This is a genomic window from Aeromonas sp. s1(2024), from assembly GCF_040908005.1.
In the GTDB taxonomy this organism is placed as follows: domain Bacteria; phylum Pseudomonadota; class Gammaproteobacteria; order Enterobacterales; family Aeromonadaceae; genus Aeromonas; species Aeromonas caviae.
The window spans coordinates 25920-48892 of sequence record NZ_JBFOCW010000069.1 but is presented as its reverse complement, the minus strand read 5'-3'; the positions used below and the strand labels follow the sequence as shown (position 1 = coordinate 48892).

The following is a 22973-nucleotide window of genomic DNA, read 5'->3' as shown; positions in this document are numbered from 1 at the left end:
ATGTAACAAAAGAAGGCGAAAGCTGGATGGGCAAGACAAGCTGGGGTGCGCTTTGTCTGTTGTTTGCCTGCTGGGCGCAAGGTGCGCCGACCCTGACGGTGGCCACCGATGTCTGGCCGCCGTTTCGCATGCTGGCAGAGAACGACGACTTCCAGGGGCTGGATATCGACATTCTGCGCCAGTTGCAGGCACGCAGCGGCATTGTGCTCACCCTCAAACGGGTGCCCTGGGGACGGGCACTCAAACAGATGCAGACCGGTCAGGTGGATCTGATGATAGGGCTGGCTCACACCGAGGAGCGGGCCGCCTTCATCGACTACCTGCAGCCGTCCTATTACCAGTGCCGGCCTGCCTTCTATGGCAAGCCCGCCGCCGTGGCCGGCCTCAGGCGCTACGAGGATCTGCGGGGCCGCGAGATTGGCTATGTGCTCAACTCCGCCTACTTCCCCCCCTTCGATGGCGACGCCGGGCTCGACAAGCACGGGGTCCCCACCGAAGACCAGTTGCAGCGCATGGTGGAGCGGGGCCACCTGCCCCTGATGATAGGGACCGACTGCCAGGTGGATTACGCCCTGAGCCAGCACAACGACGCCGGCCTCGTCAAGGCGCCCTTCCAGCCCCCCAACCCGGTGGTGCTCTACCTCGGGATGAGCAAGCACTCACCCCACCACGAGCTGGGCCCCAAGCTGGCGCAGGCGTTGCAAGCCATGGTGGAGAGCGGCGAGATAGCGGCGCTGGCCAAGCCCTACCAGCCTTGACCTTGGGTGGTAACGCGCTGTTATCATGCAGCTTTCCTGCCTGCCCCCCGGCGGGCCTCGCTTCTTGGGGATCCCGTGTATCTCGCTCTCATCCGTCGCCAGCAGCGCTGGCAGCGCCGCTGGCTGCTCCTGCTGTCGCTGCTGACCCTGGCCCTGTTCCTGCTCTCCCTCGCCCTCGGGGAGTTCGTGCTGCTGCCCTGGCAGCCGCTGGGGGATCTGGAGCTGCGCATCCTGCTGGAGCTGCGCCTGCCGCGCGCCCTGCTGGCCCTGCTGGCGGGGGCCTCCCTTGCCTGCGGTGGTGCCGTGCTCCAGGTGATGCTGCACAACCCGGTGGCGGAACCCGGCCTGCTTGGCGTCTCGAGCGGCGCTGGGCTGGCCGCCATGGTGGCGATGGCGGTGGCCAAGGGGCTCGGGCTCTATCTGCCAGGTTGGGGGTTGTCGCTGGCGGCCTTTGGCGGCGCCCTGGTGGTGACCATGCTGCTCATCCGTCTCGCACGCCGGGCACGGCTCGGCCATGGGCGGCTGCTGCTGTTCGGGGTCGCCATCGGCATCCTTACCAATGCGGCCATGACCTGGCTGATGTATTTCGCCGACGACGGCTCCTTGCGGGAATTCATGTTCTGGATGATGGGCAGCCTCGCCTACGGCAGCCAGCAGCTTGCCTGGTGGTGGCTGGTGCTGCCCCTCACCCTCGGCTGGCTCTGCTGGCAGGGGCGGGCACTGCAACAACTGCTGCTGGGGGAGACCCAGGCCCGCCTTATGGGGTTGAACGTGGACAGCATGCGGGTACGCCTGGTGCTGGCGGTCTGCCTGCTGACCGGGGTGGCGGTCTCCCTGTGCGGCGTCATCGGTTTCGTCGGCCTGGTGGTGCCTCACCTGCTGCGCCTGTGCGGTGGCAGCGATCAGCGCTTCCTGCTGCCCGCCTCGGCGCTTGGGGGTGGCGCCCTGCTGCTCGGGGCCGATCTGGTGGCCCGCTCGGCGCTGCACGCCGGTGAGTTGCCCATCGGGGTCATCACCGCCTCGGTGGGCGCCCCGCTCTTTATCTATCTGCTGCTGAGGCAAGATGCCGATGTGTCCCGCTGATCCCGCCCCCTGGCGGCTGGAGGCCCGCGCCCTGGCCATCCCCCATCGCCTCGCTCCCCTGGATCTCACCTGGTCCGGCGGTCAGCTGGTGGCCCTGCTCGGCCCCAACGGCAGCGGCAAGTCCTCCCTGCTCGGGGCACTGGCGGGCCTGCTGCCCGCCGATGGCGCCGTCTTGCTGGGGGGAGAGGCCATCACGACCCTGAGCTGGCCCGAGCTTGCAACGCGGCGCGCCATGCTGCCCCAGCGCCAGCCCCAGCTGTTCCACATCCCGGTGTTCCAGGTGCTGAGCCTGGGGCTGGAGGAGGGGGGCCCCGATGCCCAGGCGCAGGCGGTGGCGGATGTGTGCGACGCCCTGGAACTGGCGCCTCTGCTGGCACGGGACTTCAGCCGATTGTCCGGGGGGGAGCAGCAGCGGGTGCTGATCGCCCGCACCCTGCTGCAACTGTGGCCAAGCCTCAATCCGACCGGGCGGGTGCTGCTGCTGGATGAACCCCTGGCGGGGCTGGATCTGCATCACCAGATGGCGCTGCTGCGGCTGCTCAAGCAACTGGCCGCGCAGGGATTGCTGGTGGTGGTGGCCATCCACGACATCAATCTGGCCATCGATTGGGCGGATCGCGTGCTCTGCCTGCAACAGGGCCGCGTGGTGGGGGAAGGGGACGTCGGGATCATCGACGAGGCGCTGCTGGAGCGGGTGTTCCAGATCCGCACCGATCGCATCGAGGCGGCCGGCCGCATCTGGTTTATGCCGAGTCTTTGAGGCGGTCTTCCCCCTCATCCCCAGCCCTTCTCCCATTCTTTTGAAACAAGTGGGAGAAGGGAGCCGTTCCGTCGACTACGGATACAGCATTGAAAACCTGCAGAGGCTGAGTGAAGCCAAGGGGGCGAGTGAATCACTGTGGAAATGAAAAGAGCCAGGCATCCGTGATGCCTGGCTCTTTGAATTGGTAGAGAGAGCGTTGAGCGGTTGCTCAGGCTTTCTGCTTGTCCAGCCGCACCTGGGCGGCTTCTGCCAGCATGGCCAGCAGGGTTTCGGTGTCACTCCACGACAGACAGGCATCGGTGATGCTCTGGCCGAAGGTGGCGGCACAGCCGTTCTCCACGTCCTGACGCCCTTCCACCAGGAAGCTCTCGGCCATGATGCCGGCGATGCCGGTGCGGCCGCGGCGCAGCTGATCGCAGATATCCTGGGCCACCAGCAGTTGGCGGCGATGATCCTTCATGCTGTTGCCGTGGCTGAAGTCCACCACCAGGCGCTCCGGCAGGCCCACCTGGGCCAGAGCCTCGCACGCCTCGTCGATGCTGGCGGTGTCGTAGTTGGGCCTGTGGCCGCCGCGCAGGATCACGTGGCCGTAGGGGTTGCCGGCGGTGCGGTAGATGGTCATCTTGCCGTCCTTGTCCGGGGAGTAGAAGATGTGGCTGTGACGGGCGGCGCGCACCGCATCGATGGCGATGCGGGTGTTGCCGTCGGTGCCGTTCTTGAACCCCACCGGGCAGGAGAGGGCGGAGGCCATCTCCCGGTGAACCTGGGACTCGGTGGTGCGCGCCCCGATGGCGCCCCAGGTGATGAGATCGCTGATGTACTGGCCGGTCACCATGTCGAGGAACTCGGTGGCGGTGGGCATGCCGGTCTCGTTGATGTCCACCAGCAGCTTGCGGGCCAGTTTCAGCCCTTCATTGACGTCGAAACTGCCGTCCAGGCGCGGATCATTGATGAGCCCCTTCCAGCCGACGATGGTGCGCGGCTTCTCGAAGTAGGTGCGCATCACGATGCACAGGCTCTCTTTGTACTCTTCACGCAGGGTGTTCAGACGCAGGGCGTATTCGTGGGCGGCGGCGGGATCGTGGATGGAGCAGGGGCCGACGATGACTAGCAGGCGCTGATCCTCACCGGACAGAATGGCTTCCACTTGGCGGCGGGCATCCAGCAGGTTCTGGGCGATGGTGTCGGTTAACGGGAAGGCGTGCGCCAGCTCGCTGGGGGTGATCAGGGCCTCCAGGCGACGGGTGCGCAATTCATCGGTGTGAATGGACATACGACTCAATTCTCGAGTGGATAAGGTGGGCGGGATGCCAAAATGCAAGGGAATAAAATAAAGCAAAAGTCACCCGATGGAAACCTTGGGCGGCTCTGATAGGATGTGAACCCAAAAGCCATTTCAAATGAGGTAGTTATCGTGGCAAAGCCAGGCGCGACCGGGATCACCCGCATCATCAACGCAACCGGTTACAGCATGAAAGGTCTCAAATCGGCCTGGATCAACGAGGCCGCCTTCCGTCAGGAGCTGCTGCTCATCCTGCTGCTGATGCCGCTGGCATTCTGGATAGGTGACTCCCTCAACGAGATCCTGCTGCTCGTCTGCATCAGCTGGCTGGTGGTGATCATCGAGGTGCTCAACTCCGCCGTGGAGGCGGTGGTGGATCGCATCGGCTCCGAGCATCACGAACTCTCGGGCCGCGCCAAGGATCTGGGCTCCGCCGCCGTCTTCATCGCTCTGGCCCTCAATGCCCTGGTGTGGGGCGCCCTGGTGGGCCGCAACCTGCTGGGCTGGTGGTAGGTTACGAGAGCAACCTTTCTCCTGACATAAAAAAGCCCGTCATCACGACGGGCTTTTTGCTGCGCAGATAAGGGCTTATCAGTGCAGGATCCGGGCACGGATGGTGCCATTGATTTCTTTGAGACGGGCCAAGGCCTTCTCGCTGTGCTCGGTTTCGACGTCGATGACCACGTAACCGATCTCGCTGCTGGTCTGCAGGTACTGACCGGCGATGTTGATCCCCTCGTCGGCGAAGATCTGGTTGATCTGGTTCATCACGCCGGGCTGGTTGCGGTGAATGTGCAGCAGGCGGCTGGAGCCCTTGTGGCCGGGCAGGGAGACTTCCGGGAAGTTGACCGCGGAGAGGGTGGAGCCGTTGTCGGAGTATTTGACCAGCTTGTTGGCCACTTCCAGACCGATGTTCTCCTGGGCTTCCTGGGTGGAGCCGCCGATGTGGGGGGTCAGGATCACGTTGTCCAGGCCGCGCAGCGGGGTGAGGAACTCCTCGTCGTTGGACTTGGGCTCCACCGGGAAGACGTCGATGGCGGCGCCGGAGAGGTGGCCGCTCTTGATGACGTCGGCCAGGGCGTCGATGTCCACCACGGTGCCGCGGGAGGCGTTGATGAAGATGGCGCCCGGTTTCATCATGCGAAGTTGCTCTGCACCGATGAGATCCTTGGTGGAGGCGGTTTCCGGTACGTGCAGGCTGATGACGTCAGACATGTTGAGCAGTTCCACCAGGTTCGGCACCTGGATGGCGTTGCCAAGGGAGAGCTTGTTCTCGATGTCGTAGTAATAGACCTTCATGCCGATCATCTCGGCGATGATGCCAAGCTGGGTGCCGATGTGGCCGTAGCCGATGATGCCGAGCTTCTTGCCGCGGGCTTCGACGCTGCGGTTGGCCAGCTTCTCCCAAACGCCGCGATGGCACTTGGCGTTCTTCTCGGGAATGCCGCGCAGCAGCAGCAGGATCTCCCCCAGTACCAGTTCGGCCACGGAGCGGGTGTTGGAGAAGGGGGCGTTGAAGACGGGGATGCCGCGCACGTGGGCGGCGTCGAGGGAGACCTGGTTGGTGCCGATGCAGAAGCAGCCGATGGCCACCAGCTTGGTGGCGGCATCCAGCACCTTGTCGGTGATCTGGGTGCGTGAACGCAGGCCCACGAAATGCACGTCACGAATGCGCTCGATCAACTCCTCTTCCGACAGGGACGTCTTCAGATATTCCACATTGGTGTAGCCGGCTGCCCGAAAGGTCTCCACCGTGTTGGGATGGACTCCCTCCAGCAGCAGTACCTTGATCTTATCCTTGTCCAGCGAAAACTTGGCTGTCATGACGTTCCCTCTATTGTTTTGAAAAATGCGTTCAGGCTTGCAGTGTGAAGAAAACCGTAAAGTAGCAAAAACGTTTGGGAGAGGGAATATTTGTGACGAAAGTCAAATTCTTTGAAGTTATCAACGATTGTTGCAGATGTGCTGCTACAACCCATTGAGGGATAACCAGAAACGGCGCCATGAGGCGCCGTTGTCCATTTGGGGCAGTCAGATTGACTGACCCGGGCGGGGGCTTGCCCGGAGGGAGAGGTCCGGGGAGCGGGCCTTAGTTGGTGATCACACCCTCGGGGGTGCCGATCAGCACAACGTCGGCGCCACGGTGGGCGAACAGGCCGTTGGTGACCACGCCCACGATGCTGTTGAGGCGGGTTTCCAGAGCCTTGGCATCGGTGATGACCATGCCCTTGACGTCCAGGATGATGTTGCCGTTGTCGGTCACCACCCCTTCACGCCACACCGGGTTGCCGCCAAGGGCGCGGATCTCGCGGGCCACGTATTCGCGGGCCATGGGGATCACTTCCACCGGCAGGGGGAAGGTGCCCAGCACGTCGACGGTCTTGGTGTTGTCGATGATGCAGATGAACTGGTCGGCCACGGCGGCGACGATCTTCTCGCGGGTCAGGGCGGCGCCGCCCCCCTTGATCATGTCGCGGCTGGCGTTGATCTCGTCGGCACCATCCACGTAGACGGAGAGGGCATCGATGTCGTTGAGGTCAAACACCGGGATGCCGAGACCCTTGAGGCGTTCGGTGGAGGCGATGGAGCTCGACACCGCGCCCTTGATCTGGTCTTTCATGGTCGCCAGTGCGTCGATGAAGTGATTGACGGTAGAGCCGGTGCCCACCCCGACGATGGTGCCGGGTACCACGTATTTGAGCGCAGCCCAACCGGCCGCCTTCTTCATTTCATCTTGAGTCATGATGGATCCTTATGGAAAAAGCGGGCGCATTATATCCAAGCATCCCCCCCAGAGCGACCATGGTGCTCACGTTCCGGCGCAAAAATCCCCAAGATGTAAATCGTTTGCCTGTTTATTGAACCGAAGGGGGCGCCCCCGCCTGATCAGGCAAAGTGCCAGCTGCGGCTGGGGGTGATGATCTGGGGGAGCGGCACGTCCCACTGCTCCCGGGGGACGGCATCCACCTGCTGGCAGTCGTGGGCGAGCCCCAGGGGTCTTGGGCCGAGCTGGTGCTCGTGCCAGCAGGCGAGGGTGCGATCGTAGTAGCCGCCCCCCATGCCGAGGCGGTTGCCAGCCTCATCGAAGGCCACCAGCGGGGTGCAGATGATGTCCAGCATGCTGTGGGGCAGCACCTGCTGCACGTCGAGCTCGGGCTCGGCGATGCCGTAGCGGTTGCGGGTCATGGGGGTGGTGGCGGTGTAGCGCAAGAAGAGCAGGTGACCCGGGGTGAAGGGGTGTAGCACCGGCAGGTAGACCTCCTTTTGCAGGGCCCACAGCCAGTGGATGGCGGGCAGGGGATCGAGCTCCCCGTCGTTGGCCAGATAGAGGGCGATGCGCCTGGCCGCGAGGATGCCGGGGTGTTCCTGGAAGCGTTCGACCAGCTGTTGGGCCGCCGCCTGCTGCTCGGCCTGGCTCAGGCTTTTTCTGCGCTGGCGAATGAGCTGGCGCAGGTTCTGGCGTTCGGGTTGGGTATCCGGCATGGGGACTCCTGGGCAAAGGTGGGCTGGCGCTACCTTAGCAAGGGGCCGACGGGATGAAAAGCCGATGGCGGGGCCGCCAGCCGGGCGGCCCCTGAGGTCGGGTGTCAGGAACGGTGGGGGGCGGGAGCCACTGCGCCCATCTGGTGCTTGAGGAAGACGGCCACGATGGCGGCCAGTGCCAGCGCCATGGGGTAGAAGCTCATGCTCACGACCAGGATCGGCGAGAGGGCGAAGATGGAACCCAGCAGCAGCGCCTGGGCGCCCCAGGGGATCAGCCCCTGTACCACGCAGGAGAAGATGTCCAGCATGGAGGCGGCGCGGCGCGGGGTGACACCGTGATGATCCGCCAGATCCCTGGCCACCTTGCTCGCGACTATGATGGCGACAGTGTTGTTGGCGGTGCACAGGTTGGTGAGGCTCACCACGCCGGCGATGCCGAGCTCGGCCGCCTTTTCGTTCTGCTCGCCATCGTGGTGGCGGGTGAAGCGGGCAATCAGGGCGGCGATGCGCTCACTTATCCATGCGAGCCCCCCTTGGCGTTCCATCAGGGCACCCAGACCGCCGATGAGCATGGAGAGCAGGAAGATCTCCTGCATGCTGGTAAAGCCCTGATAGATGTCCTTGCTGAACTGGCCGAGAGAGTAGCTGCCAAGCAGCCCCACGCCACCGGCCGCCAGGATGCCGAGCCCCAGTACCATGAAGACGTTCATGCCAGAGAGGGCAAGCACCAGGATCAGCAGATAGGGGGCGACCTTGAGCAAGTCCGCCCCGGCGGTGGGGGCCGGCGCTTCACCGGTGGAGCCCAGCACCAGATAGAGCAGGATCACCAGCACGGCGGCGGGGGCGGCAATCTTGATGTTCTCGCGAAACTTGTCCTTCATCTCGCAGCCCTGGCTGCGGGTGGCGGCGATGGTGGTGTCTGAGATGATGGAGAGGTTGTCCCCGAACATGGCGCCGGAGAGGATGGTCCCCGCCATCAGCATCGGATCGATGCCGGCGGCCTGGGCGACGCCCAGCGCCACCGGTGCCACGGCGCCGATGGTGCCCATGGAGGTACCCATGGCGGTGGCAATGAAGGCAGAGATGAGGAAGAGCCCCGGCAGCAGGCACCAGCCCGGAATGAGGGAGAGGCCGAGGGCGACCGTGGCATCCACCCCGCCGGTGGCCTTGGCCACGGTGGCGAAGGCGCCCGCCAGCAAATAGATGAGGCACATGGCCATGATGTTGCTCTCGCCCACCCCCTTGAAGAAGGTCTCGAGGTTCTTGTTGAACCCCTCGCGTCCCATCAGCAGGGCCAGCATGACGGCGGGCAGGGCGGCAACGGGGGCGGGGAGCTGGTAGAAGGCGAACTCGACCCCCTGCAGGGTCAGCCAGGTACCGGTACCGATGAAGAGGGCAAGAAAGACCAGAAGGGGCAGCAGGGCTCTGGCACGGGGTTGGGTCTGGATCATGTGTTCCTCGAAACTTGAACAATGACCTCCTGTCGTTGCCTGTGGCGCCTCCAGGGCGGGCACAGGGCGGGCATCCTGCCACCATGGGGGGCCAACAGTAGTGAGTCGGCCCGCCCGGGTCAAGATAGCCGTCCAGATGGATAGGGCTTTTTGCTTCGTGATTCTGACTTGTCTGGTTATTCCGTTATTTATTCTGTTTTTAATGAATTTATCGTTTAAATGTCGGGGTGGTTTGGCGGGCCAGATCGGGCTTTTCAAAGGGGGCGCGGGCTGGTAAAACGGTCTCTTTCCATAATAAAGAGATGAGAGGGTGGAGATGGACAATCCGATCCGTGTGGCCGTGATGGGCTGTAATGGTCGTATGGGCAAGGTGCTGCTGGAGGCTATCGCCAACGCCGAGGGCGTGGTGGTGGGAGCGGCGCTGGAACGACCGGGCTCTGCCGTGATCGGTCTGGATGCGGGTGAACTCAACGGCCTGGGGCGCCTTGGCGTCATCATCAGCGACAGTCTGGAGAAGGTGAAGGACGAATTCGATCTCATCATCGACTTCACCCGCCCCGAGGTGACCCTGGCGAACCTCGCCTTTGCACTGGCGCATGGCAAGCAGATGGTGATCGGCACCACCGGCTTTGACGAGGCGGGCAAGGCGGCCCTGCACGAGGCGGGCAAGCAGATCGGCATCGTCTTCGCCTCCAACTACTCGGTCGGGGTCAACCTGGTGTTCAAGCTGCTGGAGCAGGCGGCCAGGGTGATGGGGGAGTACACCGACATCGAGATCATCGAGGGGCACCACAGACACAAGGTGGATGCTCCGTCCGGCACTGCGCTCTCCATGGGAGAAGTGGTGGCGAAAACCCTGGGCCGGGATCTCAAAGAGTGCGCCGTCTATGGCCGTGAGGGGATCACCGGTGAACGGGATCGCAACACCATCGGCTTTGCCACCATCCGCGCCGGAGATCTGGTGGGGGAGCACACCGTCATGTTCGCCGACATCGGCGAGCGGGTCGAGATCAGCCACAAGGCTTCCAGCCGTCTGACCTTCGCCAACGGTGCAGTGCGGGCGGGCAAGTGGCTCGGCCAGCAAGGGGCCGGTCTCTATGACATGCAGGATGTGCTCGGTCTGAAATAAACCGTCTTCAGGGGGAGTGCAGACTCCCGTACTGGTTGCCAAACCCCGGTCCGCCGGGGTTTTTTGTCACTTTTTTGTAGAAATGAGCCTTAATCATCACTTTTTGAGTGAACCTCGCTAAATCCTGCCATTCTTACAAGCCTGCCACCCTCTTACGACAAAAATGTCATCAAGGGGTAACGGGTTTGGGTCTCAATATTCCCCTGCGGGGGGGCATTTCGCCTTGATGTGAAATAGACTAAAAATGCAATCCAAGAAAAACGTTTTCTATTCTTGGCGTTCACTTTTCTGGCTTCAAATGGTGTTTTTGCTGTTGTGTTGTTTATTTTTTAATTTTCTATCTTGCTGTTTATTAAGTGGTAAATTTGGTTTTTTGTACGTTGCGTGGCATCGGGCGCCGCTTTGTGGTCTGTGTTTGGCTTTTCTTTTTGAAGAGGGGGTTGCAAAGCGAGTGAGTGCATAGATAATGGGTAATGTTGCTTGTTTATTGAATTTAGATGCATTTCAAACGAGAAAAGACGTTGAAATGAGATCGTTTTTAAGTAGAATGCGCCCAATTTGCCAGAAATCTGCCGGGTTCGAGTCCTGTCAAAGACCGGAACCGAGCCCGCAACACCCAGGTAAATTGCTGAATTTAAAGCTAAATAACTGGAGGTTGTCTTGAATCACACTGCATTGCTAGTGCTGGAAGATGGAACTGTGTTCAAAGGCGTGTCGATAGGCGCCGAGGGATGTTCCGTTGGTGAAGTGGTTTTCAACACGTCGATGACGGGTTATCAGGAAATCCTCACAGATCCCTCCTATTCCCGTCAGATCGTTACCCTCACTTACCCCCATATAGGCAACACCGGCACCAACAGCGAAGATGAAGAGTCCAGTCAGGTCCATGCTCAGGGCCTCATCATCCGGGACCTTCCGATACTGGCCTCCAACTTCCGCAATCAGCAATCCCTCTCCGATTACCTCAAGTCCCACAACATCGTTGGCATCGCCGACATCGACACCCGCAAGCTGACCCGCATCCTGCGTGAAAAAGGCGCCCAGGCCGGTTGCATCCTGGCCGGCAAGCAGCTCGATGAAGCCCATGCCCTCGAACAGGCCCGCGCCTTCCCCGGTTTGAAGGGGATGGACCTGGCCAAGGAAGTGACCGTGAGCGAATCCTACAGCTGGACTGAAGGCAGCTGGCAGCTCGGCAAGGGTCACGTCACCCCGGCGGCCGATGAGCTGAAATACCACGTGGTGGCCTACGACTTCGGCGTGAAGCGCAACATCCTGCGCATGCTGGTGGACCGTGGCTGCCGCCTGACCGTGGTGCCGGCCAAGACCCCGGCCGCCGAGGTACTGGCGATGAACCCGGATGGCATCTTCCTCTCCAACGGCCCCGGCGACCCCGAGCCGTGCGACTACGCCATCGAAGCTATCAAGGCTTTCCTTGATACCAGCACCCCTGTGTTCGGTATCTGCCTGGGCCACCAGTTGCTGGGCCTGGCCTCCGGCGCCAAGACCATCAAGATGAAGTTCGGCCACCACGGTGCCAATCACCCGGTGAAGAGTCTGGACGACAACACCGTGATGATCACCGCCCAGAACCACGGCTTTGCGGTGGACGAGCAGACCCTGCCCGAGTGCCTGCGTGCCACCCACGTCTCCCTGTTCGATGGGTCGCTCCAGGGCATCCATCGCACCGACCGTCCGGCCTTCAGCTTCCAGGGTCACCCCGAAGCGAGCCCGGGCCCGCACGATTGTGCCGGTCTGTTCGACCACTTTATTGAATTGATTAAGCAGTATCGCGCCTAAGAGGATAAAGAGAGCCATGCCAAAACGTAACGACCTACAGAGCATCCTGATCCTCGGCGCCGGCCCCATCGTCATCGGCCAGGCCTGCGAATTCGACTACTCCGGCGCCCAGGCGTGCAAGGCCCTGAAAGAAGAGGGCTACCGCGTCATCCTGGTGAACTCCAACCCGGCCACCATCATGACCGACCCGGAGATGGCCGACGCCACCTACATCGAGCCCATCACCTGGGAAGTGGTGCGCGAGATCATCAAGAAAGAGCGCCCGGACGCCATCCTGCCCACCATGGGTGGTCAGACTGCGCTGAACTGCGCCCTGGCGCTGGAGCAGCATGGCGTGCTCAAGGAGTTCGGTGTCGAGATGATCGGCGCCACCGCCGACGCCATCGACAAGGCCGAGGATCGCTCCCGCTTTGACAAGGCGATGCGCAGCATTGGCCTGGAGTGCCCGCGCGCCGGCATCGCCCACAACATGGAAGAGGCCTGGGGCGTGCAGCAGATGGTCGGCTTCCCCTGCATCATCCGTCCTTCCTTTACCATGGGTGGCTCGGGCGGCGGCATCGCCTACAACACCGAAGAGTTCGTGGAGATCTGCGAGCGCGGTCTGGATCTCTCCCCGACCAAGGAGCTGCTCATCGACGAGTCGCTCATCGGCTGGAAAGAGTACGAGATGGAAGTGGTGCGGGATCGCAACGACAACTGCATCATCGTCTGCGCCATCGAGAACTTCGACCCCATGGGCATCCACACCGGTGACTCCATCACGGTCGCGCCAGCCCAGACGCTGACCGACAAGGAGTACCAGATCATGCGCAACGCCTCCATGGCGGTGCTGCGCGAGATCGGCGTCGAGACCGGCGGTTCCAACGTCCAGTTCGGCATCAACCCCAAAGACGGCCGCATGGTCATCATCGAGATGAACCCGCGGGTGTCGCGCTCCTCTGCGCTGGCCTCCAAGGCGACCGGCTTCCCCATCGCCAAGATCGCCGCCAAGCTCGCCATCGGTTACACCCTGGACGAGCTGATGAACGACATCACCGGTGGTCGCACTCCGGCCTCCTTCGAGCCGGCCATCGACTACGTGGTCACCAAGGTACCGCGCTTCAACTTCGAGAAGTTTGCCGGCGCCAACGACCGTCTGACCACCCAGATGAAGTCCGTGGGTGAAGTGATGGCCATCGGCCGCAACTTCCAGGAGTCCCTGCACAAGGCCCTGCGTGGTCTCGAGACCGGCAAGACCGGCTTCGACCCCATGGTTGACCTGAACGCCCCCGACTCCCTGACCCGCATCCGTCACGAGCTGCAGGATGCCGGTGCCGAGCGCATCTTCTACATCGCCGACGCCTTCCGCGCCGGCCTCTCCATGGACGGCGTGTTCAAGCTGACCAAGATTGACCCCTGGTTCCTGGTGCAGATTGAAGAGCTGGTCAAGCTCGAAGAGCAGGTGAAAGAGCGCGGCATGGCCGGTCTTGACGCCGACTTCCTGCGCGCCCTCAAGCGCAAAGGCTTTGCCGACGCCCGTCTGGCCAAGATCCTCGGCGTGGCCGAAGGTGAAGTGCGTAAATTGCGTGCCCGCCACAACATCTTCCCGGTCTACAAGCGGGTCGATACCTGCGCGGCCGAGTTCGCCACCAACACCGCCTACATGTACTCCAGCTATGACGAGGAGTGCGAGGCCAACCCCACCAACCGCGACAAGATCATGGTCATCGGTGGCGGCCCGAACCGTATCGGTCAGGGCATCGAGTTCGACTACTGCTGCGTACACGCGGCGCTGGCCCTGCGCGAAGACGGTTACGAGACCATCATGGTCAACTGCAACCCGGAAACCGTCTCCACCGACTACGACACTTCCGACCGTCTCTACTTCGAGCCAGTCACCCTGGAAGACGTGCTGGAAATCGTGCGGGTCGAGCAGCCCAAGGGCGTCATCGTCCAGTACGGCGGCCAGACTCCGCTGAAACTGGCGCGGGCATTGGAAGCCAACGGCGTGCCGGTCATCGGGACCAGCCCGGATGCCATCGACCGCGCGGAAGATCGCGAGCGCTTCCAGTCCGCCGTCGAGCGCCTGGGGCTCAAGCAGCCGGAAAACGGCACCGTCACCGCCCTGGAGCAGGCCGTGCAACTGGCCACGCGCATCACCTACCCGCTGGTGGTTCGTCCCTCCTACGTGCTGGGTGGCCGCGCCATGGAAATCGTCTATGACGAGCAGGACCTGCGCCGCTACTTCGCCGAGGCAGTGAGCGTCTCCAACGAGTCTCCGGTGCTGCTGGACCGCTTCCTGGACGACGCCACCGAGGTGGACGTGGACGCCATCTGCGACGGTGTTGACGTGGTCATCGGCGGCATCATGGAGCACATCGAACAGGCCGGTATCCACTCCGGTGACTCCGCCTGCTCCCTGCCGCCCTACACCCTGTCCAAGGCCATCCAGGACGAGATGCGCGAGCAGGTACGCAAGCTGGCGCTGGAACTCGGCGTGGTCGGTCTGATGAACGTGCAGTTCGCGGTGAAAGACAACGAGATTTACCTCATCGAGGTGAACCCCCGTGCCGCCCGTACCGTGCCGTTTGTCTCCAAGGCCACCGGTGCCCCGCTGGCGAAGATCGCCGCCCGCGTCATGGCCGGTCAGAGCCTGAAAGAACAGGGCTTCACCACCGAGATCATCCCGCCCTACTACTCGGTGAAGGAAGTGGTACTGCCGTTCGCCAAGTTCCCGGGTGTGGACCCGCTGCTGGGGCCGGAAATGCGCTCCACCGGTGAAGTCATGGGAGTGGGCAGCAGCTTCGCCGAGGCCTATGCCAAGGCGCAGCTGGGTGCCGGTCACCAGGTACCGAGCGAAGGTCGCGCCCTCTTGTCCGTGCGTCACGGCGACAAGGAGCGGGTGGTGAACCTGGCCGCCAAGCTGCTGGAACTGGGCTATGACCTCGACGCCACCCACGGCACCGCCGTGACCTTGGGCGAGGCGAGCATCAACCCGCGTCTGGTCAACAAGGTGCACGAGGGGCGTCCGCACATTCTGGATCGCATCAAGAATGGCGAGTACACCTACATCGTCAACACCGCCGAGGGTCGTCAGGCCATCGAGGACTCCAAGCAGCTGCGCCGTGGCGCCCTGCAGCACAAGGTGGCCTACACCACCACGCTGCACGCGGCCTTCGCCACCTGCATGGCCATCAGTGTCGATGCCACCGCCAATGTGAATTCGGTGCAGGAGCTGCACGAGAAGGTGAACAACCGCTAAGAGCTCCGGCAGCACGCTGCCCGCTCGATGCACGCAAACCCCGCCAGCAATGGCGGGGTTTTTTATTGCCTGCGCCCTGCCACTTCCGGGGAAACGCCTTCAAGGAAGATGGGTGAGATGGCGGATAATGCATCATGGGTGGTGATACTCACCCCATGAATGAACTTTCACTGCATCAATATTGCTGAATTGGCATGATGGGGTGCAATCTTCGCAATCTCTCGCCCCCACAACCTCCCTATACTGGGTGCTCATACAAACAAGGTCGTCTGCGCCGACACACCAAAAGGTGGCGTGCGAGAGGATCAGCGCCCGCAGCCCGATCCGGCTGCCGTGGCCGGCCCCGGTGACCGACGGGGGCCGCAGGAAAACCGGTCGCGGGGTTACCGCCGCGCGACTCGTCAGGGACGGTGTTACCGCACCAACCCGCTTCCCCTCCTTGCCCCACCCGCCTGTCGGCCCGGTCGTCCGGCGCCTCGCCCATCCGTCAAGGGAATCTGAATATGAGCTTCGATCATCGCAAATACCGCCGTGCCCCCGTGATCAACCTGGCGGATCGCCAGTGGCCCAACCGGGTACTGGAGCGGGCACCGCTCTGGTGCGCCGTGGACCTGCGCGATGGCAACCAGGCGCTGGTCGAGCCCATGACGGTGGCCCAGAAGCTGCAAATGTGGGCGCTGATGACCCACATCGGTTTCAAGCACATCGAGGTGGGCTTCCCGGCGGCCTCCCAGCCAGACTTCGACTTTGTGCGCGAGCTCATCGAGCGCAACCTCATCCCCGATGATGTCACCATCCAGGTGCTGGTGCAGGCGCGCGAAGATCTGATCGCCCGCACTTTCGAGGCCCTCAAGGGGGCGAAGCGGGCCATCGTCCACGTCTACAACTCGGTCAACCCGACCCAGCGCAACTATGTGTTCAACTCAGGCAAGGACGGGGTCAAGGCCATCGCCGTGCAGGGGGCGCGCTGGGTGCGGGAGTATGCGGCCCGCAATCCGGACACCGAGTGGAGTTTCCAGTATTCCCCGGAGAGTTTCAGCAGTACCGAGGTGGAGTTCGCCGTCGAGGTGTGTGACGCCGTCATCGACGAGTGGCGTGCCGCTGCCCGTCCCATGATCCTGAACCTCCCCGCCACGGTGGAGGTGAGCACCCCCAACGTGTTTGCGGATCAGGTGGAGTGGTTCTGCCGACACCTCAAGGCGCGATCCGAGGTGAGCATCTCCATCCACACCCACAACGACAGAGGCTGCGGGGTGGCCGCCGCCGAGCTGGCGGTGCTGGCGGGGGCGGATCGCATCGAGGGCACCCTGCTCGGCAACGGGGAGCGCACCGGCAACATGGACATCGTCACCATGGCCATGAACCTCTACAGCCAGGGGATTGACCCCGAGCTGGACCTGTCTGACATGGATGCCATCGTCGCCACCGTGGGGGCCTGCACCCAGATTGCCCTGCACCCGCGCCACCCCTATGCCGGCGAGCTGGTCTACACGGCGTTTTCCGGCAGCCACCAGGACGCCATCCGCAAGTCTCTCGCGGCAGAAAAACCGGATCACTACTGGGACGTGGCTTACCTGCCCATCGACCCTGCCGATCTTGGTCGCAGCTACGAGGCGGTGATCCGCATCAACAGCCAGTCCGGCAAGGGAGGGGTGACCTATCTGCTGGAGCGTGACCTCGGTCTGCAACTGCCGCGCTGGCTGCAAATCGACTTCAGCCGCCGGGTGCAGGCCGAGGCTGAGGCGAGCAGCAGCGAAATCAGCCCGGAGCAGATCCGCACCCTGTTCGAGCAGCACTATCTTGAGCCGGCCCACGGCTATCGCATCGGGCGCTTCCAGCTCGGTCATGACAGTCAGGAGAGCCTGCGCCTGGAGTTGCAGACCCCCCACGGCACCCTGCAATTGTGCGGTGAAGGGGAGGGTGCCATCACGGCCCTGGTCAACGGCTGGCAGCGTCAGACCGGCATGCACATCGATGTGCTGGATTACTCCGAGCATGCGCTCACCGCCGGCACCGAATCCCGCGCCGCCGCTTATGTGCTGCTGAGCGTCGAGGGCACCCGGATGTGTGGCGTCGCCGTCGGTCGCGACGTGGTCAACGCCTCCCTGCAGGCGGTGATCAACGGCGCCGCCCAGCATCAGGCCCTGCGCCAGAGCGCCTGAGGCTGCACGGCCCGCTTGCCGTGAGGGCGAGCAGGGAAGGGCCGCCCGCCCCGATGTCACGGCAGATCGCGCCGTCCCCGTTGCAACAATCCCCTGACCCATATGGTGAGGGGATTGTTTTTTATGGAAAAATCGGCCCACAATATCAGTGATTTGCCACCAGGAATGCCGTCGGGGTTCGCTGGCGATGGCAGCCAACGGCTGCCATTCGGGATAGAAGACATGCGCGCTTGGAGCCCAAAACATGATGAAGACTCCCCTCAGGTTATCCGTTCACCCCGCCCGGTTCTTCTCGCTTCCTCCCTGCCGTCGTCTCGCGCTGGTGAGCCTGCCCTGTCTGCTGCTGCTGACGGGGATCCTGGCCGGGGTCAGCTTTGATCCCCTGGCAGAGCACAACCTCTATACCGTCGGGGCTCTGGCCGAAGCGCTCAACGTGCTGACCCTGCTGTTCATGTTCTGGGTGGTGCAGTGTGCCCAGATCACCTTGAGAACCTATCTCTCCCTCACCGGCGGGCTGACCCTCTGGCTCGTCTCCGGCGTCATCGATCTGATGGATGAGGCCTATTTCCAGCCCTGGTGGCTCTCCACGGTGGAAGATAGCCTGCGCACGATCGGCATGCTGGCCTCGGCCTGGGGTGTGCTGCTGATGGTGCAGCAGATGTATGGCACCCAGATGCGGCTCTCCTCCCTCGCCATGTCAGACGAGCTGACCGGGCTCTCCAATCGCCGGGCGTTTCGCGCCGTGCTGGAGGCGCACGGAGAGGAGGGGACGCCGCTCCTGCTGCTGGATCTCGATCACTTCAAGCTGATCAACGATCGCTATGGCCACGCGATTGGCGACAATGTACTGCGTGAATTCAGCACCCTGCTGCGCCAGCTCTGCCCATTGGATGGGGTGGTGGCACGCCTTGGGGGAGAGGAGTTTGCCATCTGGCTGCCCGGCATGACGGGCGACAAGGCCCGTGCGCTGGCGGAGCAGATAAGGTGCGCGACCGAAGAGCTGGTCTCAGGTGACGGGGTAAGATTCACCGTGAGCCTTGCCCTGGGTATCAGCCAGAGCGGGGAGGGGGTGGATGCCCTGCTCCAGCGCACCGATCTCGCCCTCTATCAGGCCAAGCATCTGGGACGAAACCGGGTGGAGCTGGCGTGATGGCGCCAGGGAATGCCGCAGCCAGCGGGCCAGCAGGTTCATCCGCCTTCATCTTGTCAGACTTGTTCCCTACAATGTCCGCCTCCATGCATTCGAGCCCTCTCATTCGCGATGAGGGGCAGGTCCCGCTCTTCAGGAAGCCTTCATGATCCCCTCTCACTCCTTGTTTGATGCCCATTGGCGCTGGCTGTCACTGCTTTCCCTTGCCCTGCTGTCGGGTTGTGCCAGCGAGCCTCCCGCCCCGACCAGCCCGGCGACGCCGGCGGGGCGCCCCATTCCCAAGGCGATGCAGCCGCAAAAACCGGCCGACATGAAGAGCCGTATCGTGCGCTTCTTGCCGCGCAGCGTGGTGGACAAGCCGGGCTGGGCCAATGACGTGGTGACGGCGCTCACCACCCAGGGGCTGACGGTGAGCGATCACAACGTCTGCAGCGTGCTGGCGGTGGCGGAGCAGGAGGCGACCTATCAGGCGGACCCCGTGGTGCCCAACCTCAACAAGATTGCCTGGAAGGAGATCAATGCCCGGGCCGGCAAGCTGCTCATCCCCGAGTTCATGGTGCGCACAGCCCTCTCCATCCAATCCCCCACCGGCAAGAGCTATGCCGAGCGCATCGACAAACTTCGCACCGAGCGGGAGATGAGCGAGATCTTCGAAGACATGATAGGCAGCGTCCCCATGGGCAAGCAGCTCTTTGGCAACCTCAACCCGGTGCGCACCGGTGGCCCCATGCAGGTGAGCGTCGCCTTTGCCGAAGCCAACGCCCGTGGCTACCCCTATCCCGTGAAGGAGTCCATTCGCCACGAGGTGTTCACTCGTCGGGGAGGCATCTGGTTTGGCACCAAACACATCTTCGGCTATCCCGCCGACTACCCGGATACCCTCTATCGCTTTGCCGACTTCAATGCGGGCTGGTACGCGAGCCGCAATGCGGCCTTCCAGGCGGCGGTAAGCCGGGTGAGTGGCAAGCCCCTGGCCCTGGACGGGGATCTCATCCGTTACGACTCGGATTTGCCCGGCAAGACCGAACTCGCGGTCCACAGCATCGCCAGCCGCGTCAACATGAGCAAGCAGGCCATTCACCAGAGCCTGAAGCTCGGGGACACCAGCGACTTTGCCAAAAGCGATCTCTACCACAGGGTCTTCGCCCTGGCCGACAAACAGGCCGGGACACGGCAACCCCGCGCCATCCTGCCCGGCATCCAGCTAAAGAGCCCCAAGATCACCCGCAACCTCACCACCGCCTGGTTTGCCAAGCGGGTGGATGACAGGGAGCAGGCCTGCGTCAGGAAGATGGCGAGCATTCGCTGACAGCCAGAGACAACCAGGGCGGCCAATGGGCCGCCATATATTTCATCATTTATCTAAAACACTAAGGATATTAACGCCAAACAGGGACAGTCTTTGCATCAAACAAGTTCACTTTACACTTAAACTTCCCTTTTATACGCTCAATATGTTTTCTATCGTCCTCAGAGTAGACGCCGATGTAAATACTTAATAATCTGTCAGGCATTTTTCTACCTGGCTTTGCTGCGATATTTATTGCATTTATGATATGTTCATCATATTCGCCAAAGTTAAATCCAAAGGTTATCAATGAACCTTCAATAGCACACAATGCATCATAGCAATAAGTTAGATATCGATTGTGAAGGATGTGACTTAACTTTTCGTCGCCATTTCCTGATGCAACAAAGATGGGGTATTGTGAACTGTGAATTCGTTCTTTTATATTTTCAAGAATGTATTTTTTAGGTGTATATTGTTCTTTGGTTATGTGAATCCCCTGGTCAAATATTAGAAGAGAACCATGAAGGTAATGGATATTTTGTTTATCTCTATGCAATCCCCATCGCAGTTCAGAAAACTCAGGCTCATCAGCTGAGCTATCTTCGATATCTCTACCGAAACCATCTATATGGTGAATCGTACCTTTTCGCAATAATACCCAATATAACAATATATCATAGTTCGTGCTGAATATATTGCCATTGCTAGATATGAATGGAGATAGAAATCTAGCACACTTATTGATTTCATCGTCAGAAAGTTTAAATACATGCTCAGGATGTAATGCTTCAACAGCATCAATTAGGCTCTCTTTTAGTTGTTGACTGGTCTGTAATATGTCACTTTCTAAGTTTTTGTCACAACCAAAAACACGGGCTAGATCAATGAAATTATCTAGTTGTTGCATGACAAGTTCGAAGTTCTTGGTTTTGACTATGTCAAACAGAGATTTGATCTTTAAGTTATCTTGAGAACTTATAAAATTATGTAGTGCATTATATGAAAAAATCTCCGGGTTGTAGGCCATACTAAATCCATTACCCAGAAGTAAGTGGATTTGCCGTTGCTTGGCTTTCAGCTCGCTTGTTATTTGCTGATACGTTTTTAGGTTCTGGCTCATACAATTCTCCACCTGTGCTCTATAGTATTTAAAAATTATTTGGTATCAGGGTTGAATTTTTTGATACAACGCAATTAGGGTGTGTAATACGCATAAAATAATTTTCCCCATTTGACAATTACATGTGTTCGACTTGAGTGTTGGGGGCTGTGAGAGCTGCTTGTTGCCCCATGCATTCTTAACTTAATCAGGTTACTACTACGGCGTTTTGAACAGGATTGTGAGCAACAATAGTGGCAGTAGAAATCAACGCTGAGCTAGCAGCGGGTCTATAAGCATAGTGATATGCCTTTACAGACCCTGGTCAGGGATGCGTCTAGATGGGAATGATGCTGCGACACTTGGGATAGCTTGTGCACCCCCAGAAGCTATTGCCCTTGGTGTCCCCCCGCTTGCTGATACGCAATACCATGGTGGTACCGCATTTGGGGCAAGCTGGGGCTGGCCCAGCATTTACCACCGCAGCTTCGCTCTCGTCACTGCTGCTGGCGACCCTTTCCAGCGTGATGCGTACCTCTTCACTGACTCTGATGATCCGCTGCGCTTCGGCATAGGCATCGCGGTAGAGCTCTCCGTCGTCCGAGCGCAGAATCAAGACGCCCATCTCGTTGTTGTTCACCTGGCTGAATTCGTAGAGGTTCAGGCTGGTGACAATGCACATCTCCTCATTGAGGTAGCACTTGGCATGGAGATTTTTGCAAAAGCTGGTGCGGATATAGGTGAGCTCCTTGAGCCAGCTGATCTCTTCCGGTTGGAGTTCGCTCTTGCCATAGACGATCCGCACATCGATCTTGAGCCGGTTCTTGTCGGTCAGCAGCTCCTTGATCCTGTCATTGAGTTTGAGAAAGGGGCTGATCAGGATTAACCGCTCCTTGGCATCCTTTATCAGCTCTTCGAGGAAATAGTTGGTTGCGCTGGTATTCAGAAATTTGGCCATAACAAGCTCCCTGTCCCTGGAAATGTCATGTGTTCTCTGCTCAACAGTAGGTAGTCAGCCTGACCACAATCCCCGGCGTGGTTCTGCTTCACGTCTTCACCCACCGTCCGTATCCCCATGCTAGGAGATACAGGTGGGACCTCATAGCGGCAATGGAGTCAAATGTGCGTTCAGTCAGAGATTTGGTGATGGGGACGGTTCATGTCGCCTTGCTGCGCTAGAAACTCATCGCCAGTCCGATGGAGTAGCCGCTGGTACTGTTGCTGAACATATAGCGGGCCACCAGCCGGGTGCGGGTGATGAAGATGTCGTACTTGCTGCTGTCGAGTTCGAGGCCAAGTCCCAGGGAGTTGAGGCTGTTGAAACCGAGCTGCCCCCGTTGCTGCCCCAGGTATTCGGTTCTGGCCCCTTCCAGCACGTAGCGAAGGGGCCTGTCCAGCAGGGTCCAGTCCCAGAGGGGGGCGCGGCGGCGCAGGTAAAGCCCGAGGTTTTCCGCATCGGCCTGACCGCTGACGCTCTCGGCGGTGCCGGTGAAGCTTTGCAGATGCTGGTAGGAGTAGCGCAGCTCGGCATCGATGTCCTGGGCGGCGGAGAAGAGTTCATAGTCCAGCATCAATGAGCCGCCGAGGCCGTAGACATTGAGGGTGCCGCCGTCGAGGAAGTCCAGATTCTTGCCGCTTCTGTGCTCGAGCAGGGCGGCCCCGATGCGAAGGTCGCTGGCCACCGTGCCCAGGGTGACATTGGCGATGGGCCGCAGCACCAGATTGCCACCAAAGCGATCCCGGTGGACGCCGACATCCCAGCCAATGCCGCCGGTGGCGCTCAGGCTGTTCCATTTGGTGGGAATGGTGCGGGTCTCGTTGCCATCGGTGAACACGAACTGGGGATCGTAGCGGCTGTAGCCCAGGGTGCCCTCCAGATAGAGGGGAACATCCTCGCTCAGGGTGGCGCCACCCCCGAGCTGGGTGATGGTGAGGGCGGAGGTGTCGTTGGTGCCGCTGCCGATATTCAGATTGCTGGCGGTGATATCCGGCACCACGGCGTAGCTCATCAGGGAGACGACGGCGTTGGCGCGCTGTTGAACCAGGCTCTCGTCGCTGGCACGGGCCTTTGTCACAAGACCGGCAGAGACGCCGGCAATAACCGCCAGCAAGGAAAGTGTGTGAGAAGAGAGCTGTCTTGCCATACCTGGCTCCATGAGTACCCCGTCCATCGGGGCATGTTCACACTGTAACGGGTTTCATCTGGCTTGGCAGCCTGGCAAGGGCCGACCCGTCCTGTTTTGGGGCGTGCGCATTGGCCTGATGGGCCAAGCTGCCCTTGCTT

18 protein-coding genes are annotated in these 22973 nt (G+C 61.0%); 10 read left to right on the top strand and 8 right to left on the bottom strand.

The window, feature by feature from the left end; genetic code table 11:
• Positions 1-26: 26 nt before the first annotated feature.
• The 3 genes from AB5Y70_RS16955 (at position 27) to AB5Y70_RS16945 (ending at position 2601) form a co-directional block, all read left to right on the top strand.
• On the top strand, positions 27-758 hold the full coding sequence (locus AB5Y70_RS16955) for an ABC transporter substrate-binding protein (protein ID WP_010675199.1): 732 nt from the start codon (positions 27-29) through the stop codon (positions 756-758).
• Positions 759-833: 75 nt separating this feature from the next.
• Complete coding sequence (gene btuC, locus AB5Y70_RS16950; protein ID WP_010675198.1) at positions 834-1841, top strand: vitamin B12 ABC transporter permease BtuC; 1008 nt, start codon at positions 834-836, stop codon at positions 1839-1841.
• Positions 1828-2601, top strand: a complete 774-nt coding sequence (locus tag AB5Y70_RS16945; RefSeq protein ID WP_010675197.1) for an ATP-binding cassette domain-containing protein — start codon at positions 1828-1830, stop codon at positions 2599-2601. Before btuC ends, AB5Y70_RS16945 begins: the two co-directional genes overlap by 14 nt.
• A gap of 211 nt (positions 2602-2812) precedes the next feature.
• Here the strand turns inward: AB5Y70_RS16945 and AB5Y70_RS16940 are convergent, their stop codons facing one another.
• Positions 2813-3877: a 3-deoxy-7-phosphoheptulonate synthase gene (locus tag AB5Y70_RS16940; protein WP_010675196.1), complete on the bottom strand. Its 1065-nt coding sequence runs from the start codon at positions 3875-3877 to the stop codon at positions 2813-2815.
• A gap of 141 nt (positions 3878-4018) precedes the next feature.
• On the opposite strand from AB5Y70_RS16940, the gene AB5Y70_RS16935 reads away from it, so the two are divergent.
• Positions 4019-4399: a diacylglycerol kinase gene (locus tag AB5Y70_RS16935; protein WP_010675195.1), complete on the top strand. Its 381-nt coding sequence runs from the start codon at positions 4019-4021 to the stop codon at positions 4397-4399.
• Between the two features lie 78 nt (positions 4400-4477).
• Here AB5Y70_RS16935 and serA read toward each other — a convergent pair whose 3' ends face one another.
• The 4 genes from serA to AB5Y70_RS16915 all read right to left on the bottom strand — a co-directional run bounded on the left by serA (position 4478) and on the right by AB5Y70_RS16915 (position 8820).
• The gene (serA, locus tag AB5Y70_RS16930; protein ID WP_010675194.1) at positions 4478-5710 is read right to left on the bottom strand and encodes a phosphoglycerate dehydrogenase; all 1233 of its coding nucleotides are present in this window, start codon (positions 5708-5710) and stop codon (positions 4478-4480) included.
• Between the two features lie 265 nt (positions 5711-5975).
• Positions 5976-6629, bottom strand: coding sequence for a ribose-5-phosphate isomerase RpiA (gene rpiA, locus AB5Y70_RS16925; RefSeq protein ID WP_010675193.1), 654 nt, complete (start codon positions 6627-6629; stop codon positions 5976-5978).
• A gap of 143 nt (positions 6630-6772) precedes the next feature.
• On the bottom strand, positions 6773-7369 hold the full coding sequence (locus tag AB5Y70_RS16920; RefSeq protein ID WP_010675192.1) for a 5-formyltetrahydrofolate cyclo-ligase: 597 nt from the start codon (positions 7367-7369) through the stop codon (positions 6773-6775).
• A gap of 104 nt (positions 7370-7473) precedes the next feature.
• Positions 7474-8820, bottom strand: coding sequence for a Na+/H+ antiporter NhaC family protein (locus tag AB5Y70_RS16915; RefSeq protein ID WP_010675191.1), 1347 nt, complete (start codon positions 8818-8820; stop codon positions 7474-7476).
• 316 nt (positions 8821-9136) lie between these two features.
• On the opposite strand from AB5Y70_RS16915, the gene dapB reads away from it, so the two are divergent.
• The 6 genes from dapB (at position 9137) to AB5Y70_RS16885 (ending at position 19608) form a co-directional block, all read left to right on the top strand.
• Entirely contained in the window at positions 9137-9949 is an 813-nt protein-coding gene (gene dapB / locus AB5Y70_RS16910; RefSeq protein ID WP_010675190.1) for a 4-hydroxy-tetrahydrodipicolinate reductase, read from the top strand.
• A gap of 660 nt (positions 9950-10609) precedes the next feature.
• On the top strand, positions 10610-11746 hold the full coding sequence (gene carA, locus AB5Y70_RS16905; protein ID WP_010675189.1) for a glutamine-hydrolyzing carbamoyl-phosphate synthase small subunit: 1137 nt from the start codon (positions 10610-10612) through the stop codon (positions 11744-11746).
• A 16-nt stretch (positions 11747-11762) separates the two neighbouring features.
• Positions 11763-14987 carry a carbamoyl-phosphate synthase large subunit gene (carB, locus tag AB5Y70_RS16900; RefSeq protein WP_010675188.1) on the top strand — a complete coding sequence of 1075 codons (3225 nt, stop codon included), beginning with the start codon at positions 11763-11765 and terminating at the stop codon, positions 14985-14987.
• Positions 14988-15490: 503 nt separating this feature from the next.
• Positions 15491-17149 carry a 2-isopropylmalate synthase gene (gene leuA / locus AB5Y70_RS16895; protein ID WP_010675187.1) on the top strand — a complete coding sequence of 553 codons (1659 nt, stop codon included), beginning with the start codon at positions 15491-15493 and terminating at the stop codon, positions 17147-17149.
• Between the two features lie 244 nt (positions 17150-17393).
• Positions 17394-18299, top strand: coding sequence for a GGDEF domain-containing protein (locus AB5Y70_RS16890; RefSeq protein ID WP_010675186.1), 906 nt, complete (start codon positions 17394-17396; stop codon positions 18297-18299).
• Between the two features lie 145 nt (positions 18300-18444).
• Positions 18445-19608: a DUF1615 domain-containing protein gene (locus AB5Y70_RS16885; protein ID WP_010675185.1), complete on the top strand. Its 1164-nt coding sequence runs from the start codon at positions 18445-18447 to the stop codon at positions 19606-19608.
• A gap of 70 nt (positions 19609-19678) precedes the next feature.
• Here the strand turns inward: AB5Y70_RS16885 and AB5Y70_RS16880 are convergent, their stop codons facing one another.
• From AB5Y70_RS16880 to AB5Y70_RS16870, 3 genes are all read right to left on the bottom strand, one after another.
• Positions 19679-20710, bottom strand: a complete 1032-nt coding sequence (locus tag AB5Y70_RS16880; protein WP_081000922.1) for a DUF4917 family protein — start codon at positions 20708-20710, stop codon at positions 19679-19681.
• Positions 20711-21026: 316 nt separating this feature from the next.
• Positions 21027-21647, bottom strand: a complete 621-nt coding sequence (locus AB5Y70_RS16875) for a topoisomerase DNA-binding C4 zinc finger domain-containing protein (protein WP_010675182.1) — start codon at positions 21645-21647, stop codon at positions 21027-21029.
• A 217-nt stretch (positions 21648-21864) separates the two neighbouring features.
• The gene (locus AB5Y70_RS16870; protein ID WP_010675181.1) at positions 21865-22833 is read right to left on the bottom strand and encodes an autotransporter domain-containing protein; all 969 of its coding nucleotides are present in this window, start codon (positions 22831-22833) and stop codon (positions 21865-21867) included.
• Positions 22834-22973: the final 140 nt, after the last annotated feature.